The sequence below is a fragment of the Roseateles saccharophilus genome (genome assembly GCF_004342485.1).
Classification (GTDB): Bacteria; Pseudomonadota; Gammaproteobacteria; order Burkholderiales; family Burkholderiaceae_C; genus Pelomonas; species Pelomonas saccharophila.
On the sequence record NZ_SMBU01000019.1, the window covers coordinates 59383 to 77663 of the forward strand.

The window sequence follows — 18281 nt, forward strand, 5'->3', positions numbered from 1 at the left end:
CACCAGCTCGCATCAGGCCTGCTTGGCCGTGCGCCGCAGGTCGACCGCATCGGGCATGGCCCGCGTCTCGTTGGCGGCGAGGCGGAACACGCGCAGCGCCGCGGCCACTTGCGCCGTGTCGTCCAGCATCTGCGTGGCCGAGCGCGCCAGCTGCTCCACCATCGCCGCGTTCTGGTCCGTGATCCCGTCGAGCTGACGGATCGCGCCATGCACTTCGGCCACGCCGCGCATCTGCGCCGCCGCGGCGCTGTCGATGTTGCCGATCAGCGCGGTGAAGGCCTCCACCTTCGACAACGTCGCGTCGATGCTCTCCCGTGCGGTGCGCGTCTGCGCCTCGCCGGCCTGCACGCGGCGCGTCGAATCGTCGATCAGCGACTTGATCTCGCGCGCGGCCAGCGAGCTGCGCTGGGCCAGCGCCCGCACCTCGCCCGCAACGACGGCGAAGCCCTTGCCATGCTCGCCCGCGCGAGCCGCCTCGACGGCCGCGTTCAGCGCCAGCAGATTGGTCTGGAAGGCGATGCTGTCGATGAGCTGCACGATCTCGCCGATGCGGTTCGACGAACCGGCAATGCCGCCCATCGTGTCGGTCACCGAGTGCACGACCTCGGCGCTGTGGCGCGACACCTCGTGCAACTCGCCCACGACGCCGTTGGCCGCTTGCGTGCCGCTGCTGGTGTCGCGCACCGTCGTGGCAATCTGCTCCATGCTGGCCACCGTCTGCTGCAGGCTGGCGGCCTGGGCCTCGGTGCGGCCGGCCAGGTCGCGGTTGCCCTGGGCGATCTCGTTGCTGACACTGCGGATGCGCTCGATTTCCTTGCGCGTGTCGGTCACCATCGCGCGCAGGTTGACGCCGACCTGGTCCAGAGACGCCTCCAGCCCGCGCAACTGCGGCCGGCCGCTGCGCTCCAGCGTGGCGGCGAGGTCGCCCGCCGCCAGCGCGTTGGCATAGGCCTCCACCCGGCCCAGCCCGGCGCGCCGGCTGCCATCGCGCCAGGCGGCGAGGGCGCTGCCGGCAAGCAGGGCCGAGCCCAGCGCCGCCCAGGGACCGGCCTGCGCATAGGCCAGCGTGCTCAGCACGGCCACGGCGGCGTAGGCCGATGCCTCGCCCAGCCAAGGCGCGCGATGCCACAGCCCGGCCCAGGCGCCGGCCATGCCCGTGCGCACCAGCTCGCCCGACTTCAGTCGATGGCGCAGCCTGCCGGTACGCGCCTCGTCGCGCATCAGTGCGAAAAGCTTCGCCGTCGCGTCGATCTGCGCACGGGTCGGCTGCGAGCGCACCGACAGATAGGCCACCGGCCGGCCGCCGTCGAGAAGCGGCGTCACGTTGGCCAGCACCCAGTAATGGTCGCCGTTCTTGCGCCGGTTCTTCACGATGCCGGACCAGGGCCGGCCGGCCTGGATGGTGGCCCACATGTCGCGGAAGGCCTCCTCGGGCACGTCCGGGTGGCGCAGGATGTTGTGGGGCTGGCCCATCAGCTCGTCCAGCGCATAGCCGCTGGTGGTGACGAAGACCGCGTTTGCGTGCAGGATGCGGCCCTTGAGGTCGGTCGTGGAAACCAGCAACTGGCCGGTCGGGAAGGGGTATTCGCGCTGGGTGGCGGCTTGCAATCTCATGGGGATCCTCTTTGACGTGCGAGCATGCGCGACTGAATCTCAGCAAAGTTTGATCCTGCGCAACCCTCGGCGAACGCACATCAGCCTGCCATGCAAGACCGTGAAATCCCTCTCGAATCCTGGCCGCGCCGTGCGGCACTGCAGCATTTCCGGGCGATGGCCCAGCCGGCCTTCAGCGTCACCGCCGACGTCGACGTGACCGGCCTGCGCGAGCGCGCCGCGCCGCATGGCGCGACGCCCTGGCTGGCCTATCACCACGCGGCGCTGGAGGCCGCCAACGGCATCGATGCGATGCGCCAGACGATGATCGACGGCGGGCGCGGCGTGCGCGAGTTCGGCGTCATCCATGCCAGCACCACGGTGCTGCGCGATGACGGCAGCTTCGGCTTCCTGACGCTGCCGCGCGAGGCCTCGCTGGCCGCCTTCGCGGAACACGGCAAGGCCGGCCTCGCGCGCGTGCGCCGCGCCAGCGGCTCGCTGTTCGCCGGCGACGAGCCCGGCGACGTGAGCGAGCAGACGCTGGTGCACATGACGGCGCTGCCCTGGTTCGCCTTCACCGCGTTCACGCATGCGCGTGGCGCCGGCGACGACCGGCCCAAGGTCGCCTTCGGTCGTTTCAAGGCCGTGGCCGGCCGGCTGCTGATGCCGGTGGCCGTCGATGTGCACCATGCGCTGTGCGACGGCGTGCACGTCGGGCGGTTCTTCGAGCAGCTGCAGGCCGGGCTCGACGCAATCTAGGCCCGCCTTACTGACGCCCGCCTGCCGGCGCCCCGAAGCGCTGCTGCACCAGCCTGCCCACGGCCATGCCCAGCTTGCTCCCCTCGACGGTCGAATTGCGGTAGTGCACGCCGTCGTAGATGCGTGCCAGGCGGACTTCCTCCATGAAGGCATCGACGCTGCCCCACTCGCGGGTCATGCCCGGCGCGGCCGGGCTGGTCGAACTGAGCCTGGGGGGTGGTTGGCCCTGCAGTTCCTCCCGGATCACGGCCCCCAGCGCCCCCGACACCACGCAGTGGGCGCAAGGGTATTCGGGGTGCATGGGCGTGGGGATCAGCGGCGTCCAGCCCAGGTCGGCCTCCGACTTCGCATGGCCGGCCTGATGCTCGATCCGGATCGCCGTGATCGGACGCCAGAAGTTGTACGTGTACTTGGCATCGAAGACGGCGATCAGCGCATCGTCCATCGCCATCGATGCAGCCGCATACAGGCGCGCGTTCTGCGTGACGCTGCGGCCGGGCATCCGGGCCACCGCGCGCAGCAAGGGGTGGTAGACGAGCGGACGGGTCTCCTCCCAGAACCGGGCGATGTCGGTCTGCGCGGCGCTGCGCGCGGTGCTGTTCCTGCCGCCGAGCAGGCGCACCTCCTGCAGGTCGCGTGCCCAGGTCTCGCTGGCGAGGTCGGGTGGTGGCCCCGGCCGGAACTGGCTGGCGCTGTCCATGATCCATGGCTTGCGCCGCGGCCAGGTGGGGGCGGCCGGGATCACCGTCGGCACGTAGCGGCCGAGCACGGTCTGCCACTGATAGTTGTCCGGGCCGTTCGCACCGTCGGCCGCGGCCCGCGCCAGCACCAGTGCCGCGGCCTTCTCACCGACGGCGATGCCGTCTGCCTTGGCCGCACCGTCGGGCAGGCCCTGCAGCGCCGCCCGGTAGGCCGATTCGACGGCCGCCTTCTCGGCGGGGATCAAGGCCATAAGAACGCTGCGGTTGGCCGCCGCGACGGCCGCGTCCACGGATGCGCCCGGTGGCGCCGGCACCCGCTCCAGATAGGGCTGGTAGCGAGGTTCGATGGCATTGACGGCCTCGAACACGGCGACCTGGACGACGGCCATCGCCCGGTGCCCCGGCGCCCCGGGCCCGAGCTTGGCACTCGCGTCGCAGGCGGTCTCGTTCCAGTCGGTGATCGCGTCGGCACAGGCCCCGCTGCCCATGGCGAGCGAGCAGAACAGGACGACGGCTGCGTTTCGAAAGGCCATGGCTACCCCCACACATCGACGCCGCTGCGGGAGGGGGGCAGTGAGGGCCTCACGCGCCCGAATGCATCCCCCGACGATCGCCGGCGAGAGGACACAGATAGGCGGCGCGGCGGTGGATTGCAGCTCGCGCCCTGCGGGTGAGGGGCGGCGTGTCCTCTAGCCGTTGATCGTCACGACGACCGGCGCGTGGTCGCTCGGGCGCTCGTTCTTGCGCGGCAGCTTGTCGATCTCGCATGCCGTGACCCGGCCCTTCAGCGCTGCGCTGACGAGGATGTGGTCGATGCGCAGGCCCTGGTTCTTGCGGAAGGCCAGATTGCGGTAGTCCCACCAGCTCCAGCTCTTGGCCGGCTGCTCGAAAAGGCGGAAGGCGTCCGTCAGGCCCAGCTCGATGAGCTGCTGGAACTGTGCCCGCTCCTCGGGCGTGCAGTGGATCTGGCCGGCCCAGGCCACCGGGTCGTAGACGTCGCGGTCCTCGGGGGCGATGTTGTAGTCGCCCATCAGCACGAGCTGCTCATGCGCCGACAGCTGCCCGCCGACCCAGCCACGCAGCGCGTCCAGCCAGCCCATCTTGTAGACGAACTTGTCGCTGTCCGGCGCCTGACCGTTGGGGAAATAGCCGCCGATGACGCGCACGCCGCCGACCGTGCCGGCGATGACGCGGGCCTGCTCGTCGGCAAAACCGGGGATGTTCTTGACGACGTCGGTGGCCGGCTCGCGGCTGATCAGCGCGACGCCGTTGTAGGTCTTCTGACCGAACCACTGCACCTGCCAGCCCGCTGCGCCGAAGTCGGCGGTCGGGAACTTGTCGTCGGTGAGCTTGGTCTCCTGCAGTACCAGGGCGTCGACCGGATGCGCGGCCAGCCAGGCTAGCACCTGGGGCAGGCGGATGGACAGGGAATTGACGTTCCAGGTGGCGAACTTCTTCATCGCGGGCATCTCGAGGCAGGGTGTTGGCCGGCATTGTGACGGGCGCATGCAATGGCCGTACGCGCGAATGGTCAGCATCCGGTCAGTTGGGGTTTTCTAGAGTGGCGGCCGATCCATCGCCACCACCGCCCCCGCCCGCCATGCGTTTGTCCCCGTCCGCCGGCCGTACCCGGCCGCCCCGCCTGCTTCAGCGGCGCCCCCTGCGTATCGTCGCATCTGGCGTCCTCGTCATCGGCCTGGGCCTGCTGATGTTCCTGCGCTTGCAGGACGCGCCCAAGGCCGCGCCGTCCGCCCCTTCTCCCGCCGTGCTGCTGCTGAACGGCGACACCGTGCGCCTCGATCCCGCCCAGGTGACGGAGCTGAAGCTGGGTCCCGTCGAAACCAGGCCCTTCCAGGCGCGGCGCGAGGCGCTCGGGATGATCGACTTCGACCAGGATCATGCGGTCCAGGTGTTTTCGCCCTACCAGGGCCGGATCGGCCGCGTGCTGGTGCGTGCTGGCGATGAGGTGCGCAAGGGCCAGGTGCTGTACACGGTGCAGATTCCCGACCTGGCCCAGGCGGCCTCGGCGCTGATCTCGGCCGCGGGCAGCCTGCAGGTCACCTCGCAGACGCTCCAGCGCGCCCAGGGCCTGGCGGCAGGGCAGAGCATTCCCCAGAAGGAATTGCAGCAGAACGTCGCCGACCAGCAGGCCGCGGACGGCGCCTACCGCGCGGCGCGCAAGACGCTGGGCCTGTTCGGACTCGGCAGCACCGACATCGACGAGATCGAGAAATCGCGGCGCGTGGACACCGAGATGCCGGTGCGCAGCCCGCTGGCCGGCCGGGTGGTGGCGCGCTCGGCCGCCGAAGGGCTGCTCGTGCAGCCTGGCGCGGGCAATCCGCCCGTCATGGTGGCGGACATGCGCAAGCTCTGGATGGTGGCCAGCGTGCCGGAGTCCGAATTCGGCGGCTATCACCTGGGGCAGAAGTTGGCCGTGACCGTGTCGGCCTACCCGGCCAAGCGTTTCGCGGGCAGCCTGAGCTACATCGGCGACGTCGCCGACCCGGCTTCCCACCGCATCGGCCTGCGTGCCGAAGTGTCAGATGCCGGCCATCTGCTGCGGCCGCAGATGCTGGCGCAGTTCACGATCGAACTGCAGGCGGCGAGTGATGCCCCGGCTGTGCCCGAGAACGCCCTGGCCCGCGAAGGCGACGGCAGCATCAGCGCCTGGGTGACCAAGGATGGGCAGAGCTTCACGCGCCGCAAGGTGGTGACGGGCATGACCCAGGACGGCTCGGTGCAGATCGTCGACGGGCTCAAGGCCGGAGAGCGGATCGCGAAAGACAGGGCGCTCTTCCTGAGCAACCTGGCGCAGATGGCGCAGAACTGAGCAGGGGCATCGAGATGTTTCGTCCCCTGCTGGCCTTTGTGCTGACGCGCCGCCCCATGGTCCTGCTGGGGCTGCTGGCCTTCCTGGCGGCCGGGCTGCTGGCCTTCTACGAACTGAATGTCGAGGCCTATCCCAACCCGGCGCCGGTGATCCTGGAGATCACCGCCCAATCGGCCGGGCAGTCGGCCGAGGAAATGGAGCGCTACTACACGCGCCCCATGGAGATCGGCCTGGCCACCACCCTCGGCGTGGACAACATCCGCTCCACGTCGTTCTATGGCCTTTCCTTCGTCCGCGTGACCTTCAAGTACGGCGTGGACTATCTGTCGGCGTTGACCCAGACCGCGATCAACCTGCAGCAGAACGTCAGCCTGCCCAACGGCGTGCAGCCGCAGATCCAGGCCTCCAGCCTGGTCGGCGAGATCCTGCGCTACCAGGTCAAGGGTCCGGCCACCTACAGCCTGACGGATCTGCGCGGCATCCAGGACTGGATCGTCCAGCGCCGCCTGCTCACCGTGCCGGGCGTCAGCCAGATCGTGACCTGGGGCGGCACCACAAAGGAGTACCACGTCGAAGTCCAGCCCAGCCGCCTGGAGAGCTATGGCTTGACGCTGCAGCAGGTCATACAGGCTCTTGGGAACGCGAACAGCAACGTGGGCGGCCGCACCGTCAGCGTGGGCGAGCAATCCGTGAACGTGCGCGGGCTCGGCCTGGTGCGCGACATCCAGGATGTCGGCAACACCGTGCTGAGCCAGCAGAACGGGCAGCCGGTGCTCGTGCGCGACGTCGCCGAGATCAGCGCCGGTAATGTCCCCCGGTTGGGTGAAGCCGGCCGCGATGGCAACAACGATGTCGTCACCGGCGTGGTCGTCATGAACCGCACCATGCAGACCAAGGACGTGATCGCCCGGGTCAAAACGGCCGTCGACACGCTCAACCACGACGGCAGCCTGCCCCAGGGCGTGCACCTGGAGCCGTATTACGACCGCTCGACGCTCGTAGGCGTCACGACCCACACCGTTATCCACAACCTGGTGTTCGGCTGCGTGCTGGTGTTCTTCATCCAGTGGATCTTCCTCGGGGACCTGCGCAGCGCGGTGATTGTCAGCGTCAACATCCCGTTCGCGCTGTTTTTCAGCATCATCATGCTGGTGCTCACGGGGGAGTCGGCCAACCTGCTGTCGCTGGGCGCGGTGGACTTCGGCATCATCGTGGACTCGGCCGTCATCCTCGTCGAGAACGTCTACCGCAATTTCCAGCGCACGCCCCGGCAGCGCGTGGAGGCGCTGCGGGCGATGACGCGCGGGCCTCATGGCATGGTGACCGACCCGGCCATGGGCTGGACCCAGCGCCTGCGCATGATCTTCATGAGCGCGCTGCAGGTGGACAACTCGATCCTGTTCTCCACCGTCATCACCATCGCGGCCTTTTCGCCGCTGTTCCTGATGACGGGCGTCGAGGGCCAGATCTTCGGCCCCATGGCCCGCACCTATGGCTATGCGCTGGCCGGTGCACTGCTGGCGACCTTCACCGTGACACCGGTGCTGGTGGCCTATCTGCTGCCCCGGCGGGTGAAGGAGGAGGAGACCTGGCTGGTGCGGTGGATTCACCGCGTCTATGAACCGCTGCTGCGCTGGTCCCTCGGCCATGTGCGCTGGATGTGCGGCTTCGCGGTCGCCTTCCTGGTGGGCGTGCTGGTGCTGGCGGCACACCTGGGCAGCGAGTTCCTGCCTGCGCTGGAAGAGGGCAATCTGTGGATCCGGGCCTCGATGCCCCCCACCATCTCTCTCGAAGCCGGCACCGAGAAGGCCAACCGGATGCGCCGGATCATCCAGAGCTTTCCCGAGGTGATCACGGTCGTGTCCCAGCACGGCCGGCCGGATGACGGCAGCGATGCATCGGGCTTCAACAACGTGGAGCTGTTCGCGCCGCTCAAGCCCTTCGACCAATGGCCGGCGGGCGTGGACAAGGAAAGGCTCGTGAACGAGCTCCAGGAGCGATTGACGCGCGAGTTCCCGGGGGTGGGCTTCAACTTCTCCCAATACATCCAGGACAACGTCGAGGAAGGCCTGTCCGGCGTCAAGGGCGCCAACTCGGTCAAGATCATCGGGCCGGACCTCGTCGTGCTCGAAAAGCTCGCCAACCGGGCCATGTCGCTGATGGGGCAGGTCCAGGGGGCGGGCGATCTCGGCATCTTCAACGTGCTGGGCCAGCCCAACCTCAACATCCAGATCGACCGCGCCAAGGCCGCGCGCTACGGCCTCAACACCGGCGACGTCAACGCCGTGGTGCAGGCAGCGCTCGGCGGCACCGTCGCCACGACCGTGCTGGAAGGCGACCGGCAGTACGGCCTGTCGGTCCGCTACGCGGGCCCGGCCCGCGCCGGCCTCGACCGGGTTCGCGACCTGCGCGTGGGCTACAGCACGGGCAGCGGGACGGCCTATGTGCCCTTGAGGGACATCGCCTCCATCGGCCTGGACACCGGCGCCACCTATGTCTATCACGAGCGCAACGAGCGCTACATCCCGATCAAGTTCAGCGTGCGCGGCCGGGACCTGGGCAGCACCGTGGCCGAGATCGAGACCAAGCTCGGCCAGGAGCTGGCCCTGCCGGAGGGTTACCGGGTCGAGTACGCCGGCGAGTTCGAGGAGCTTCAAAAGGCCAAGGCCCGCATGGCCATCCTCATTCCGGCCGCGATCGTGCTCATCCTGGTGCTGCTCTATGCGCTGTTCAACAGCATCGGCTACAGCCTGCTGGCGCTGGTGGCGGTGCCCTTCACGGTGGCCAGCGGCGTGCTCGCCCTGTTCGTCTCGGGCCAGGTGGTCAGCATCTCCGCGGTGATCGGCTTCGTGTCGCTGCTCGGTGTGTCGGTCATGGACGGCATCCTGATCCTGACCTACTTCAAGGAACTCCGGCTTGCCGGCAGCACGCCCGAGCAGGCCATCTACGACGCCTACATGCACCGCATGCGCCCCTTGCTGATGACGGCGCTGTCGGCCTGCATCGGCCTGTTCCCGGCCGCTATCAGCCACGGCATCGGCAGCCAGGTGCAGCGCCCGCTGGCCACCGTGGTCGCCGGTGGCATGTTCCTCGGCCCCTTCTTCCTGCTGGTCGTGGTGCCCGCGCTGCGGCTGGCCGTGCTGCGCCGCGTGAAGCTCAAGAAGCGCCGCAAGGGGCTGGGCGGCGACGCGCTGGCCTGAAGGAGCAATCATGAAGTTTCGAGATAAGCACCTTCCGAAGCCGCTGCTCCGCGCGGTTCAACTGTTCGCTGTCGCCGCGCTGTCGGGCTGCGCGGCGGGCCCCGATTTCCATGCCCCGCCGCCGCCGCAGGCCACGGGCTATCTGCGCGGCGAGCCCAGGGACACCGCGGTTGTGCCCGGCGACGCGGCGGCACCCCAGCCGCGCTGGTGGACGGCCTATGGCTCCGCGCGGCTGGATGCCCTGGTCGAGCGCGCGCTGCAGCGCAACCCCGGCATCGCGGCGGGCGAGGCGAGCCTGCGGCAGGCCCAGGAGAACGTGAACGCACAGCGGGGCCTGTTCTACCCCTCCGCTCAGCTGGGCTACAGCGCGACCAGGCAGAACTCTGGAACCGTGCTGTCGTCCCCGCTGAGTTCAGGCCAGTCGCTCTACAACCTGCACACGGCCCAGCTCAGCGTGGGCTTCGTGCCGGACGTCTTCGGCAGCAACCGCCGCCAGGTGGAGTCGTTGCAGGCCGGTGCCGACAGCCAGCGCTACCAGACCGACGCCGTGCGCACCACCATCGCCAGCAATGTGGCCGCCGCCGTGCTGCAGGAGCAGTCGCTGCTGGACCAGGTGCAGCTCGTGAACGAGGCGCTGGGCGTGGCCAAGGAGCAGCTGCGGCACAGCCGGGCCCAGCAGGAGGCCGGCTACAGCAGCGGGCTGGATCTCGCCCAGCAGGAGGCCGCTCTTGCCCAGACGCAGGCGCTGCTGCCGCCGTTGAACAAGCAGCTGGAGCAGACCCGGGATCTGCTGTCGACCCTGTGTGGAGACCTGCCCAGCGAGTTCGCGGCGACGGATGACGAGAGCGCGGCCGGGTACCTGGACCGCCTGCAGATGCCTCAGCCCTTGCCGCGGGTCCTGCCCTCGCAGCTGGTGCAGTACCGTCCCGACGTGCAGGCCGCGCTCGAGCAGTTGCATGCGGCCTATGCCCAGATCGGCGTCAGCGTGAGCAATATGCTGCCGCAGTTCTCGATCGGGGCGAACCTGGGCTATAGCGCTGCGTCCCTGTCCAGCCTGATCTCGCCCGCCCATCAATCCTGGGGCCTGGTGGCCGGCCTCACGCAACCGCTGTTCGCGGGTGGCGCCTTGACCGCCCGCAAGCACGCGGCCGAGGCCGCCGCCGAGGCCGCGCAGGCGCAATATCGGAGCGCCGTGCTGACAGCCTTCCAGAACGTGGCCGACACGCTCTATGCGCTGGAACACGACGGCCAGGCACTCGATGCCGCGCAGCGCAGCGTGGCGGCTGCCGAGCGGCTCATGGCGCTGACCGAGCAGCAGTTCAGCCAGGGCTATGCCGCGCGGCCGGCCTGGCTGGCGGCGCGCCAGGCCTTGCTGCAGGCCAGGCTGGCCCGGGCCGGCGCGAAGGCGACCCATCTCGGCGACAGCGTGGCCCTGTTCCAGGCCTTGGGCGGCGGATGGCGGCAGGGCGCGCAGGCGCTGGCCGGGCAGGCCGCCGAGGGGCACTGAAGAACCTGGGCCCGAGGCCGCTGGATCAGGCCCCCACCTCGGCCGACGTGTCGCAGTCCAGGCAGTTCTCGATCGGCGGCGAGGGCAGGTGCAGGTCGCTCTGCAGCTGGCGCAGCGCGGTGCGCAGGCCTTCCTCGACGACCGGGTGGTAGAAGGGGCTGTCCAGCATCTGCTGCACCGTGTCGCCGCGCTGCACGCTCCAGGCCAGCAGATGGCCGAGGTGCTCGGCGGCCGGGCCGATCATCTCGGCGCCCAGCAGCCGGCCCGTGCCGCGCTCTGCGTAGACATGCAGGCCACCGCGGTTGACCCCCATCACGCGGCTGCGGCCCTGGTCGGCGAAGCTGACGCGGCCGGTGTCGAAGGCATGGCCGGCGGCCGTCAGCTCGGCATGGCTGGCGCCGGCCAGCGCGATCTGCGGGTCGCTGAAGACGACGGCCAGCGGCGCACGGCGCGGGCGCCGGTGCACCTGGGGCCAGCGCGCCGCGTTGTCGCCTGCGATGCGGCCGGCGTCGGCGGCCTCGTGCAGCAGCGGGCGGTCGTCACTCACGTCGCCGGCGATGAAGACATGGCTGTCGCCACACCGGCCGGTATGGCGGTCCGGCCGCAACTCGCCCAGGCCCAGCGCCTCGAGGCCGAGGCCAGCCAGGTTCGGCTCGCGGCCGGCCGTGCAGAGCAGGGCGTCGAAGCATTCGTCGCCGATGCGCACCATCTCGCCGTCCAGCACCGGCTCGGGTACGCCGGCATGCAGCGTCAGCGGCAGTTCGTCGCCGAAGAGGCGGCGGGCTAGGGCCTGCAGCTCGGGGTCGGTCAGCGGGCCGACGCGCTCGCTGCGCGCGAACAGGTGCACGCGCACGCCCAGCCTGTGCAGGGCCAGCGCCAGCTCCAGGCCGATGACGCCGGCGCCGTAGACGGCCAGCGAGCGTGGCAGGTCCTGCCAGTCGAACACGTCGTCATTGACGAGCAGCCTGTGCCCCAGGCGCTCGCGCCAGCCGGCCGGGATGCGCGGCTGCGAACCGGTCGCGATGACGACGGCTCTGGCCTGCACCTGCTGGCCTTCCACGTCCAGCGTGTGGGGGCCGGTGAAGCGGGCACGACCGAACAGCCGCGTCGCCTCGGGCCAGCCATGCACGGTCTCAAGCACGAAGCCGACGAAGCGGTCGCGCTCGTCCCGCACGCGCTGCATGACGGCGCGCCCATCCACGCGCGGCGCCTCGGCCTGCACGCCGAAGCGGTGGGCCTCGCGTACGGCCCGGGCCGCGTCCGCAGCGGCGATCAGCAGCTTGCTCGGCATGCAGCCGACGCGTGCGCAGGTCGTGCCGTAGTGGGCCGCCTCGATGAGCAGCACGCGCTCGGTGTGCACGCGGGCGGCACGGTAGGCGGCCATGCCGGCCGTGCCGGCGCCGATGATGGCCACGTCGCAGGAGAGAGGGGTCATGGGGCGGTCTTTCTGAAGGTCTGCGAGGGCAGTTCGCCGAAGAGCTGGCGGTAGCGCTGGCCGAAATGGCCGAGGTGCTCGAAGCCGGCATCGCCCGCGGCCTCGGACACCCCGAGCTCGGCCGCCCCGGTATCTAGCAGCCGGCGCCGCACCGCGTTCAGCCTGAGGCTGCGGAGATAGTGCACGGCCGTGGTGTCGGCCACCTGTCGGAAGCTGTTCTGCAGGCTGCGCCGGCTGATGCGCAGGCGCCGGGCCAGCGCGGCGATGTCGGGCGGCGCGTCGCCGCCGGCGGCCACGAGACGATGGCATTCGGCCACGACATAGGCCGCCGAGGCGCTGCCGATGCTGCAGGTCGGGCTGGCGGCGGCCTCGAAGACCTCGGTGAGCGCCGCGAACACCGACGCGGCCGACGGCCGGGCCAGCAGCAGGCTGCGCAGCCGCGCCAGCTCGGTGCCAGGGGCTTGCACGGCCGGCCGCGCGAGCAGGGCCGCGGCGGCGGGGGACCAGGGCCGGGCGTCCAGCAAGCCGCGGAAGTCCTCGGCCGCGAAGCTGCAGGCCAGCAGCGCCATGCCCCGGGGGCGTTGCAGCATGAAGTCCTGGCCGGCGCGCAGCACGAAGACGAGGTTCTCGCCCAGCTCCCGCCCCTGCATCCAGGGCCGGCCGGCGCCGGCCTGGCCGAGCAGCGCGAAGCAGATGCGGCCCGCCGGCAGGCAGCCCTGCTGCACGACGCGCTCGCTCATCCATTTGCGGAATACCTGCAGGCCCGGCGCCGTCGTCTCGACGAGGGCGCTGCGCATCCGGCCAGGGCTGAGCTGGACATAGCGCTGCGCCCATTCGGGCGCCGAGTCGCGGTGCAGGTGGAAGTCGTCGAACACGTCGAGGCGGATCGCCATGCGGATTGCCGAACGGGAGCCAGGGCCCGGCAAGGATAGCCCGCGCCCCATCGCCCCCGAACCCCCAGGTCTTGCCGATTTGGGCTAACGCCGGCGCGGCCTGCCTGCGCATACTGTGCCGACGCGGGCCTGCGGCCCGCACCAAAGAAAGCCCCTGCCATGAGCCTCGACACCCTGAAGACCCAGTTGCTGGGCGGCTGGGCCAGCCTCGCCCCCGAACTGCGCCCGAGCAGCCAGAAAAACGCCGATGGCAGCGTCAAGCCCTTCCACCTGCGGCGCGAGTTCCGCTACGCGGCCGGCGACCGTTTCGAGCTGGTCGTCACGAACTACGCCGACCCGCTCGGCCAGCTGCCGCTGGCGCGCATCCTCATTCGCGGCCACATGCTCTGGCGCGGCGAGCACCCGATCGCGTCGGGTGCGCAGAAGGTCGACTTCATCGCCGACGAGGCCTACGAGGTCGCGCCGCTGCTGCAGGGCTTTGCCGACGTGCTGAACCAGGTCGCGGCCCAGGGCTATGCGCGCTGGGAGGTCGGTGCGGCGCAAAGCGTCTTCGGCAAGGCCTTCGTGCCCTTCGGCCTGGTCGAGGGCCGGCATTTCATGGAGCACGACCTCGTCCACCTGAGCCACGGCCTGCTGTTCTGGGGCTCCCGCCATGTCGATGGCCGCGGCTTCGACACCGAGGCGAACCGGCCGACGAACCTGCAGATCCCGCTGGCGCGCCAGGCCTAGCGATCACCGGCCAGGAAGGGCGCCAGCCAGCGCATCTGCGGCTTGTCGCGCCCCTCGGCATCGGGCTCCAGCGACAGGAAATAGTCGCCCCAGCTCGGGCCGCCGGCCCACCACAGCCAGCCGGCCCAGACGTCGGCATTGGCCTGCAGATGCTGCAGCGCGCCGCGCACGGCCTGCTCGCAGACCGCATTGGCGCCGCCGCCGATCTCGCCCAGCAGCGCGCGGCGCTTGTGCTGGCGCAGCCAGGCCGTGAAGCGCTGCAGCCGCGCGGCGCCGATCTCGGGGCTGACGCAGTCGGGCCGGCTGCCGGAGCCGTCCTTGTCGAAATACTGGTGCACCTCGAACAGCATGCGATCCAACGGGTCGTGCACGCGGTCCATGACCTCGGCATTGGCACTGCCGTACCAGCGGCTCTCGAACCAGCTCCAGGCGCCCGTGTAGCCGTTGCCCGGCACCGTGACGAGATTGGTGGCGCCGGTGGCGCGGATGGCGTCGATGGCGGCCTGAGCGGCGGTGGCCCAGGTCTCGGTGGGCAGGCTGTGCGGCTCGTTGACGAGGCCGAACTGGACCCTGGCGTTGTCCTTGAACTGCAGTGCCAGGCGGCGCCAGAAATCGGCGAAGGCGGCCACGGGCACCTCGGGCGTGCCGATGCGCACGTCCTTGTAGGCGGCGTAGTTGTGCGGGTCCAGCAGCACATGCAGGCCGCGCGCCGTCGTGCCGTCGACGAATTCGCGCAGCCGGGCCAGCTCGGCGGCATCGAGCTCGTCCATCAGCCTGGGCTGCAGGCGCTCCCAGCGGAAGCCGACGCGCACCAGGTTCATGCCCCGGGCCTGGTAGTAGGCCGTGCTGGCGACGCCGGGGTAGACGAACTCCTTGCCGTAGACGCCGGGGAAGGGCAGCTTCTCACCCCATTCGGCGCCGGAGAGGCTGATGCCACGCCATTCGAGCGGCGCCGCCTGGGCCGTGGCCGCCGCGAGCAGCGCGCTGCAGAGCAGGCGCCGCATCACGCGATGCCCCTGGCGGGCGGCTGCACTCCGAGCGCGGCGAGCACGTCCTGGCAGGCGCCCATCGTGTGGTAGTCGGTCTTGCCGGCGGGGCTCTTTTCGTCGCTGAGCTTGGTGTTGTTGTTGCCAAGGATGCGGTACCAGGCGCCATGCTCGTGGTCGACGAAATGCTGCCAGGCATAGGCCCAGAGGCGGTCGTACCACTGCCAGTAGCCCGCGTCGCCGGTGCGCACGGCCAGCCAGGCGGCGGCGGCCAGGCTTTCGGCCTGGACCCAGAAGTATTTGTCGCCGTCGCAGACCGCCCCGCCCGGCGCGAAGCCGTAGACGAGGCCGCCATGGGTGGCGTCCCAGCCATGCTTCATCGCGGTGTCGAAGAAACGGCGCGCCGTGGGCAGCAGCCAGTCCGGCGCGGCATCACCCAGCCGGCGCTCCAGCATCAGCAGCAGCTTGGCCCACTCGGTCAGGTGGCCGGTCTGGAAGCCCCAGGGCCGGAAGATGTTGGTCCTGTCGTCGCGGTTGTAGTCCCAGTCGGACGTCCAGTCGGTCTTGTAGTGCTCCCAGACGAGGCCGCCGGCCAGCGCTGCCTGGCGCCGGGCAATGGCAGTGGCCAGCGTCAGCGCGCGGTCCAGGTAGTCGGCCTTGCCGGTCGCGGCATGGGCGGCCAGCATGGCTTCGCAGGCATGCATGTTGGCGTTCTGGCCGCGGTAGGGGGCGAGCTGCCAGTCCGGCGTCGCCTCGTCCGCGTAGAGGCCATGGGCGGGCTCCCAGAAGCGCTGCTCCATCAGCGCGAAGGCGGTGGCGATGCCCTCCCGCGCGCCGGGCACTCCGGCCTCGGCCGCGTGTGCATGGGCCAGCAGCACGAAGGCCAGGCCGTAGCAGTGATTGCTGCCGTCGACGACGCTGGCGCGGCCGTCCTGCCAATCCAGCACCCAGGCATAGCCGCCCTGGGGCTGCGCGTGGGCTTCGCGCACGAAGGCCAGCGCATGGGCTACGTCGCCCACAGCCCCGCCAAACCAACGCCAGGCCAGCGCATGGTTGAAGACGAAGCGCGTGCTGCTGACGAGATGGCGGGTGCGGCGGTCATAGACGGCGCCGTCGTCCTTGAAGAACTGGAAGCAGCCGCCGCTGGGGTCCATCACGCGCGGCGCGTAGAAGGCCAGCGTGTGGCGCATATGGGCCCACAGCGCCTCGGGTTTGCGCATGTCGGGGGGCGTCATTTCAGGACCTCGTCTTTCAGGAAACGCGTCAGCTCGTCGGCCATCTGTGCATGGACGTCGATGCGGGGATGGGCCCAGGCGAAGGCCTGGAAGCGGTAGAGCCAGACCCTGGCGTCGCCCTCGGCGCGCAGGGCTTGCACGGCGGCCTGCACGGCATGCGGGATGGCGGGCTGCTCCTGCGGTGCCGACATGCCGCCCATCAGCAGCACCAGCCGGGCCTGTGGGTAGCGCGCGCGCAGCTGGCGTACGAAGGCGAGGTAGCGCGCGCCGAAGTCCGTCGCAATGGCCTGGCCCTTGGATGCAGGGAAGCCGTGGTCGTTCTGGCCCAAGTTGAGCAGCACGACATCGGGTGTGCGCGCATCCGGCGGGGCGACGGCCGCATCCTTGCGCGGTGCGAACCGGTCCCACACATCGGGCATCAGCAGCTCGTGCCAGCTGGCCGTGATGCCGATGCCGCTGACCGCGATGCCGACATAGTCCGCGCCGAGGCGCTCGGCGGTCACGGCGCCATAGGCACGGGTGCCGTCGTGGAAATAGAGATCCTCGTACTGGTCGTCGGCGATGTCGCCATTGCAGGCACCGGCGGTGATGGAGTCACCGTAGAACTCGAGCTTCAGCGGGCGCGCCGGCGGCGGCGCAAGCAGCCGGCCGCCCTCGGCCAGGCGCAGGCCGGTAAGGACGGTCTCGGCCATCGACCCTTCGGTGCGCTTGATCAGGCGCAGGCTGTGCTCGCCGGGCGGCAGGGGCTCGCGCAGCCGCCAGTCCGAGCTGGCATTGCCCGGCGCGGCCAGCCAGTGGCGGCGGCCGTCGATCTCGACGCTGAAATGGCTGGTGCCCCAATGGGTGGACGCGAAGCTCAGACCCAGCTGCGTGCCGCTGAAGCGGGCGCGCAGCTCGCTGCCACTCCAGGCCAGCAGCCTGCCGCCGGCGGCCGTGCCGATGCGCCCGATCCAACGCAGCTCCGGGGCATCGAGCGGGACGGGGCGGCCCGGCAATGCCTCGGCCACGAAGTCGCTCGGGCGCAGGGCCGGCGGGACGATGCCGGCCGACATGATGGCCAGCAAGCTGGCCGGGCGGCCGCTGCCGGTCCATTCATCGCGCTTGACGCGGATGTGCAGCAGATGGGCCGTGGGTTCGAGGTCGCGGCCGACGACGCTGTAGTGCCAGCCGAGGTAGCCGCGGCGCTCGGGCACCTGGCCGCGCAGCGTGACGACGGCGCCGTCGTCCACCCAGGCTTCGAGATTGCGGTAGTGCTCGCTCTCGGCGTGGAAGACGGCGATCTCGCTGCCATGGACGAGGAAATGGGCCTCGGCGTCGTCGGCGGTCGTGACCCAGCCGGGCTGCTGGCCGGGCCACTCCGGGTGCACCTCGCCGCCGCGCGCGAAGCCGTGCTGCTGGTAGGGCTTGAGCGTGTCGCCCATCAGCAGCCGCGTGAACTCATGGGCGCTGCCGTAGACGGGCTCGGGCAGCGGGGCGGGCGCGGCGGCCGGCCCGCCCGCGGCGGCGCGCAGGGTGTCGGCCAGCGCGAGTGCGATGCGCCGGTGGCCGGTGTCGTTGGGATGCACAGGTTCGTGGTAGAGGGCGGCCCAGCGGTCCTCGCCAGCCTCGACGCGGGTCTGCATCCAGCGGCCGAAGTCCAGCGCCGTCAGCCCGTAGCGGGCGGCGAGCTGCAACTGGGCATCGACGGCATCGCGGGCCTGATTGCCTTGCTGGGTCAGGCCGAGCACGACGACGGCGGGCGGCTTCTTCGCGCCGAGCAGCCGGCGCAGGATGGCTTCGTAGCTGCTGCCGCGCACGGCCGGGTCCAGCCATTGGTCGTTGACGCCGAACTCGACGATGACGAGGTCGGGCGACTTGTCCAGCACCTGGGCCTGCAGGCGCTGCACGCCGGCGGCCGAGTCCGTGCCGCTGACACCTGCGTTGACCAGCCTGACCCTGGGGCCGAGCGACTTCGTCAGCAGCGCTGCCCAGCCGCGCTCGCTGGGCGGCTGGGAGGCATACCCAGTGGTGATGGAGCCGCCTATCGTCGCGAGCGTGATGGGCTCGCCGGCATCGAGCCGCTGCATGACGGCCTGCAACCGCGCGTCCGCATGGCCGAGGGCCGGAAGCATCAAAGACAAGGCCAATGCAAATCCCTTCATTCCGTTCATATCAACCTTTGGTGGCGCCCGCCTGCAGCCCGGCGACGAACCGGCGCTGAAACAGCAGGAAAAGCACGACGGCCGGCAGCATCACGCGCGGCGTCTTGTCGTCCCCCACCATCCAGACGACCAGGTCTGCCGCCAGCACCCGCGCCGGCAGGGCGGCGAGGCAGGCGAAAAGGGCCAGCACACCTTGGCTACGCCGCAGGGTCCTGGCGATGGTGGGCGTGGCCGGATGGGTCACGTTGACTCTTGGTGTTTACTAAACTATT

The 18281-nt window shown here is 70.3% G+C and carries 14 protein-coding genes; 5 read left to right on the forward strand and 9 right to left on the reverse strand.

From position 1 onward, the window contains the following. Positions 1 to 12 precede the first annotated feature (12 nt). Positions 13 to 1614 carry a methyl-accepting chemotaxis protein gene (locus EV671_RS15960; protein ID WP_132573491.1) on the reverse strand — a complete coding sequence of 534 codons (1602 nt, stop codon included), beginning with the start codon at positions 1612 to 1614 and terminating at the stop codon, positions 13 to 15. Between the two features lie 90 nt (positions 1615 to 1704). Between EV671_RS15960 and EV671_RS15965 the strand changes: the two genes are divergently transcribed. Further along, positions 1705 to 2352, forward strand: coding sequence for a CatA-like O-acetyltransferase (locus EV671_RS15965; RefSeq protein ID WP_132573493.1), 648 nt, complete (start codon positions 1705 to 1707; stop codon positions 2350 to 2352). 7 nt (positions 2353 to 2359) lie between these two features. Here the strand turns inward: EV671_RS15965 and EV671_RS15970 are convergent, their stop codons facing one another. After that, a complete protein-coding gene (locus EV671_RS15970) occupies positions 2360 to 3586 on the reverse strand; it encodes a vanadium-dependent haloperoxidase (protein ID WP_132573495.1) in 1227 nt (408 codons plus the stop codon). Positions 3587 to 3742: 156 nt separating this feature from the next. Continuing rightward, positions 3743 to 4513 carry an exodeoxyribonuclease III gene (locus EV671_RS15975; RefSeq protein ID WP_132573497.1) on the reverse strand — a complete coding sequence of 257 codons (771 nt, stop codon included), beginning with the start codon at positions 4511 to 4513 and terminating at the stop codon, positions 3743 to 3745. A 23-nt stretch (positions 4514 to 4536) separates the two neighbouring features. On the opposite strand from EV671_RS15975, the gene EV671_RS15980 reads away from it, so the two are divergent. From EV671_RS15980 to EV671_RS15990, 3 genes are read left to right on the forward strand one after another with little or no spacing between them, the layout of a single operon-like run. Further along, positions 4537 to 5883 carry an efflux RND transporter periplasmic adaptor subunit gene (locus EV671_RS15980; RefSeq protein WP_243655760.1) on the forward strand — a complete coding sequence of 449 codons (1347 nt, stop codon included), beginning with the start codon at positions 4537 to 4539 and terminating at the stop codon, positions 5881 to 5883. Positions 5884 to 5897: 14 nt separating this feature from the next. Continuing rightward, a complete protein-coding gene (locus EV671_RS15985; RefSeq protein WP_132573499.1) occupies positions 5898 to 9083 on the forward strand; it encodes an efflux RND transporter permease subunit in 3186 nt (1061 codons plus the stop codon). Between the two features lie 10 nt (positions 9084 to 9093). Continuing rightward, complete coding sequence (locus tag EV671_RS15990; RefSeq protein WP_132573501.1) at positions 9094 to 10590, forward strand: efflux transporter outer membrane subunit; 1497 nt, start codon at positions 9094 to 9096, stop codon at positions 10588 to 10590. 25 nt (positions 10591 to 10615) lie between these two features. On the opposite strand, the gene EV671_RS15995 is transcribed toward EV671_RS15990, so the two are convergent. Both EV671_RS15995 and EV671_RS27790 read right to left on the reverse strand, forming a co-directional pair. Then, positions 10616 to 12025: a dihydrolipoyl dehydrogenase gene (locus EV671_RS15995; RefSeq protein WP_132573504.1), complete on the reverse strand. Its 1410-nt coding sequence runs from the start codon at positions 12023 to 12025 to the stop codon at positions 10616 to 10618. Beyond that, the gene (locus EV671_RS27790) at positions 12022 to 12918 is read right to left on the reverse strand and encodes an AraC family transcriptional regulator (protein ID WP_132573506.1); all 897 of its coding nucleotides are present in this window, start codon (positions 12916 to 12918) and stop codon (positions 12022 to 12024) included. Before EV671_RS27790 ends, EV671_RS15995 begins: the two co-directional genes overlap by 4 nt. Before the next feature lie 159 nt (positions 12919 to 13077). Here EV671_RS27790 and EV671_RS16005 point away from each other — a divergent pair, with 159 nt between their 5' ends. Beyond that, positions 13078 to 13647, forward strand: coding sequence for a hypothetical protein (locus EV671_RS16005; protein WP_132573508.1), 570 nt, complete (start codon positions 13078 to 13080; stop codon positions 13645 to 13647). Here the strand turns inward: EV671_RS16005 and EV671_RS16010 are convergent. From EV671_RS16010 to EV671_RS16025, 4 genes are read right to left on the reverse strand one after another with little or no spacing between them, the layout of a single operon-like run. Beyond that, positions 13644 to 14651, reverse strand: coding sequence for a glycoside hydrolase family 5 protein (locus EV671_RS16010; protein WP_132573510.1), 1008 nt, complete (start codon positions 14649 to 14651; stop codon positions 13644 to 13646). The two genes, EV671_RS16005 and EV671_RS16010, sit on opposite strands and share 4 nt — an antisense overlap. Continuing rightward, complete coding sequence (locus tag EV671_RS16015) at positions 14651 to 15868, reverse strand: AGE family epimerase/isomerase (protein ID WP_132573512.1); 1218 nt, start codon at positions 15866 to 15868, stop codon at positions 14651 to 14653. Before EV671_RS16015 ends, EV671_RS16010 begins: the two co-directional genes overlap by 1 nt. Beyond that, complete coding sequence (locus EV671_RS16020) at positions 15865 to 17979, reverse strand: GDSL-type esterase/lipase family protein (RefSeq protein WP_243655763.1); 2115 nt, start codon at positions 17977 to 17979, stop codon at positions 15865 to 15867. Before EV671_RS16020 ends, EV671_RS16015 begins: the two co-directional genes overlap by 4 nt. 40 nt (positions 17980 to 18019) lie before the next feature. Then, positions 18020 to 18253 (reverse strand): hypothetical protein, encoded by a 234-nt coding sequence (locus EV671_RS16025; protein ID WP_132573516.1) that lies wholly within the window; start codon positions 18251 to 18253, stop codon positions 18020 to 18022. Positions 18254 to 18281: the final 28 nt, after the last annotated feature.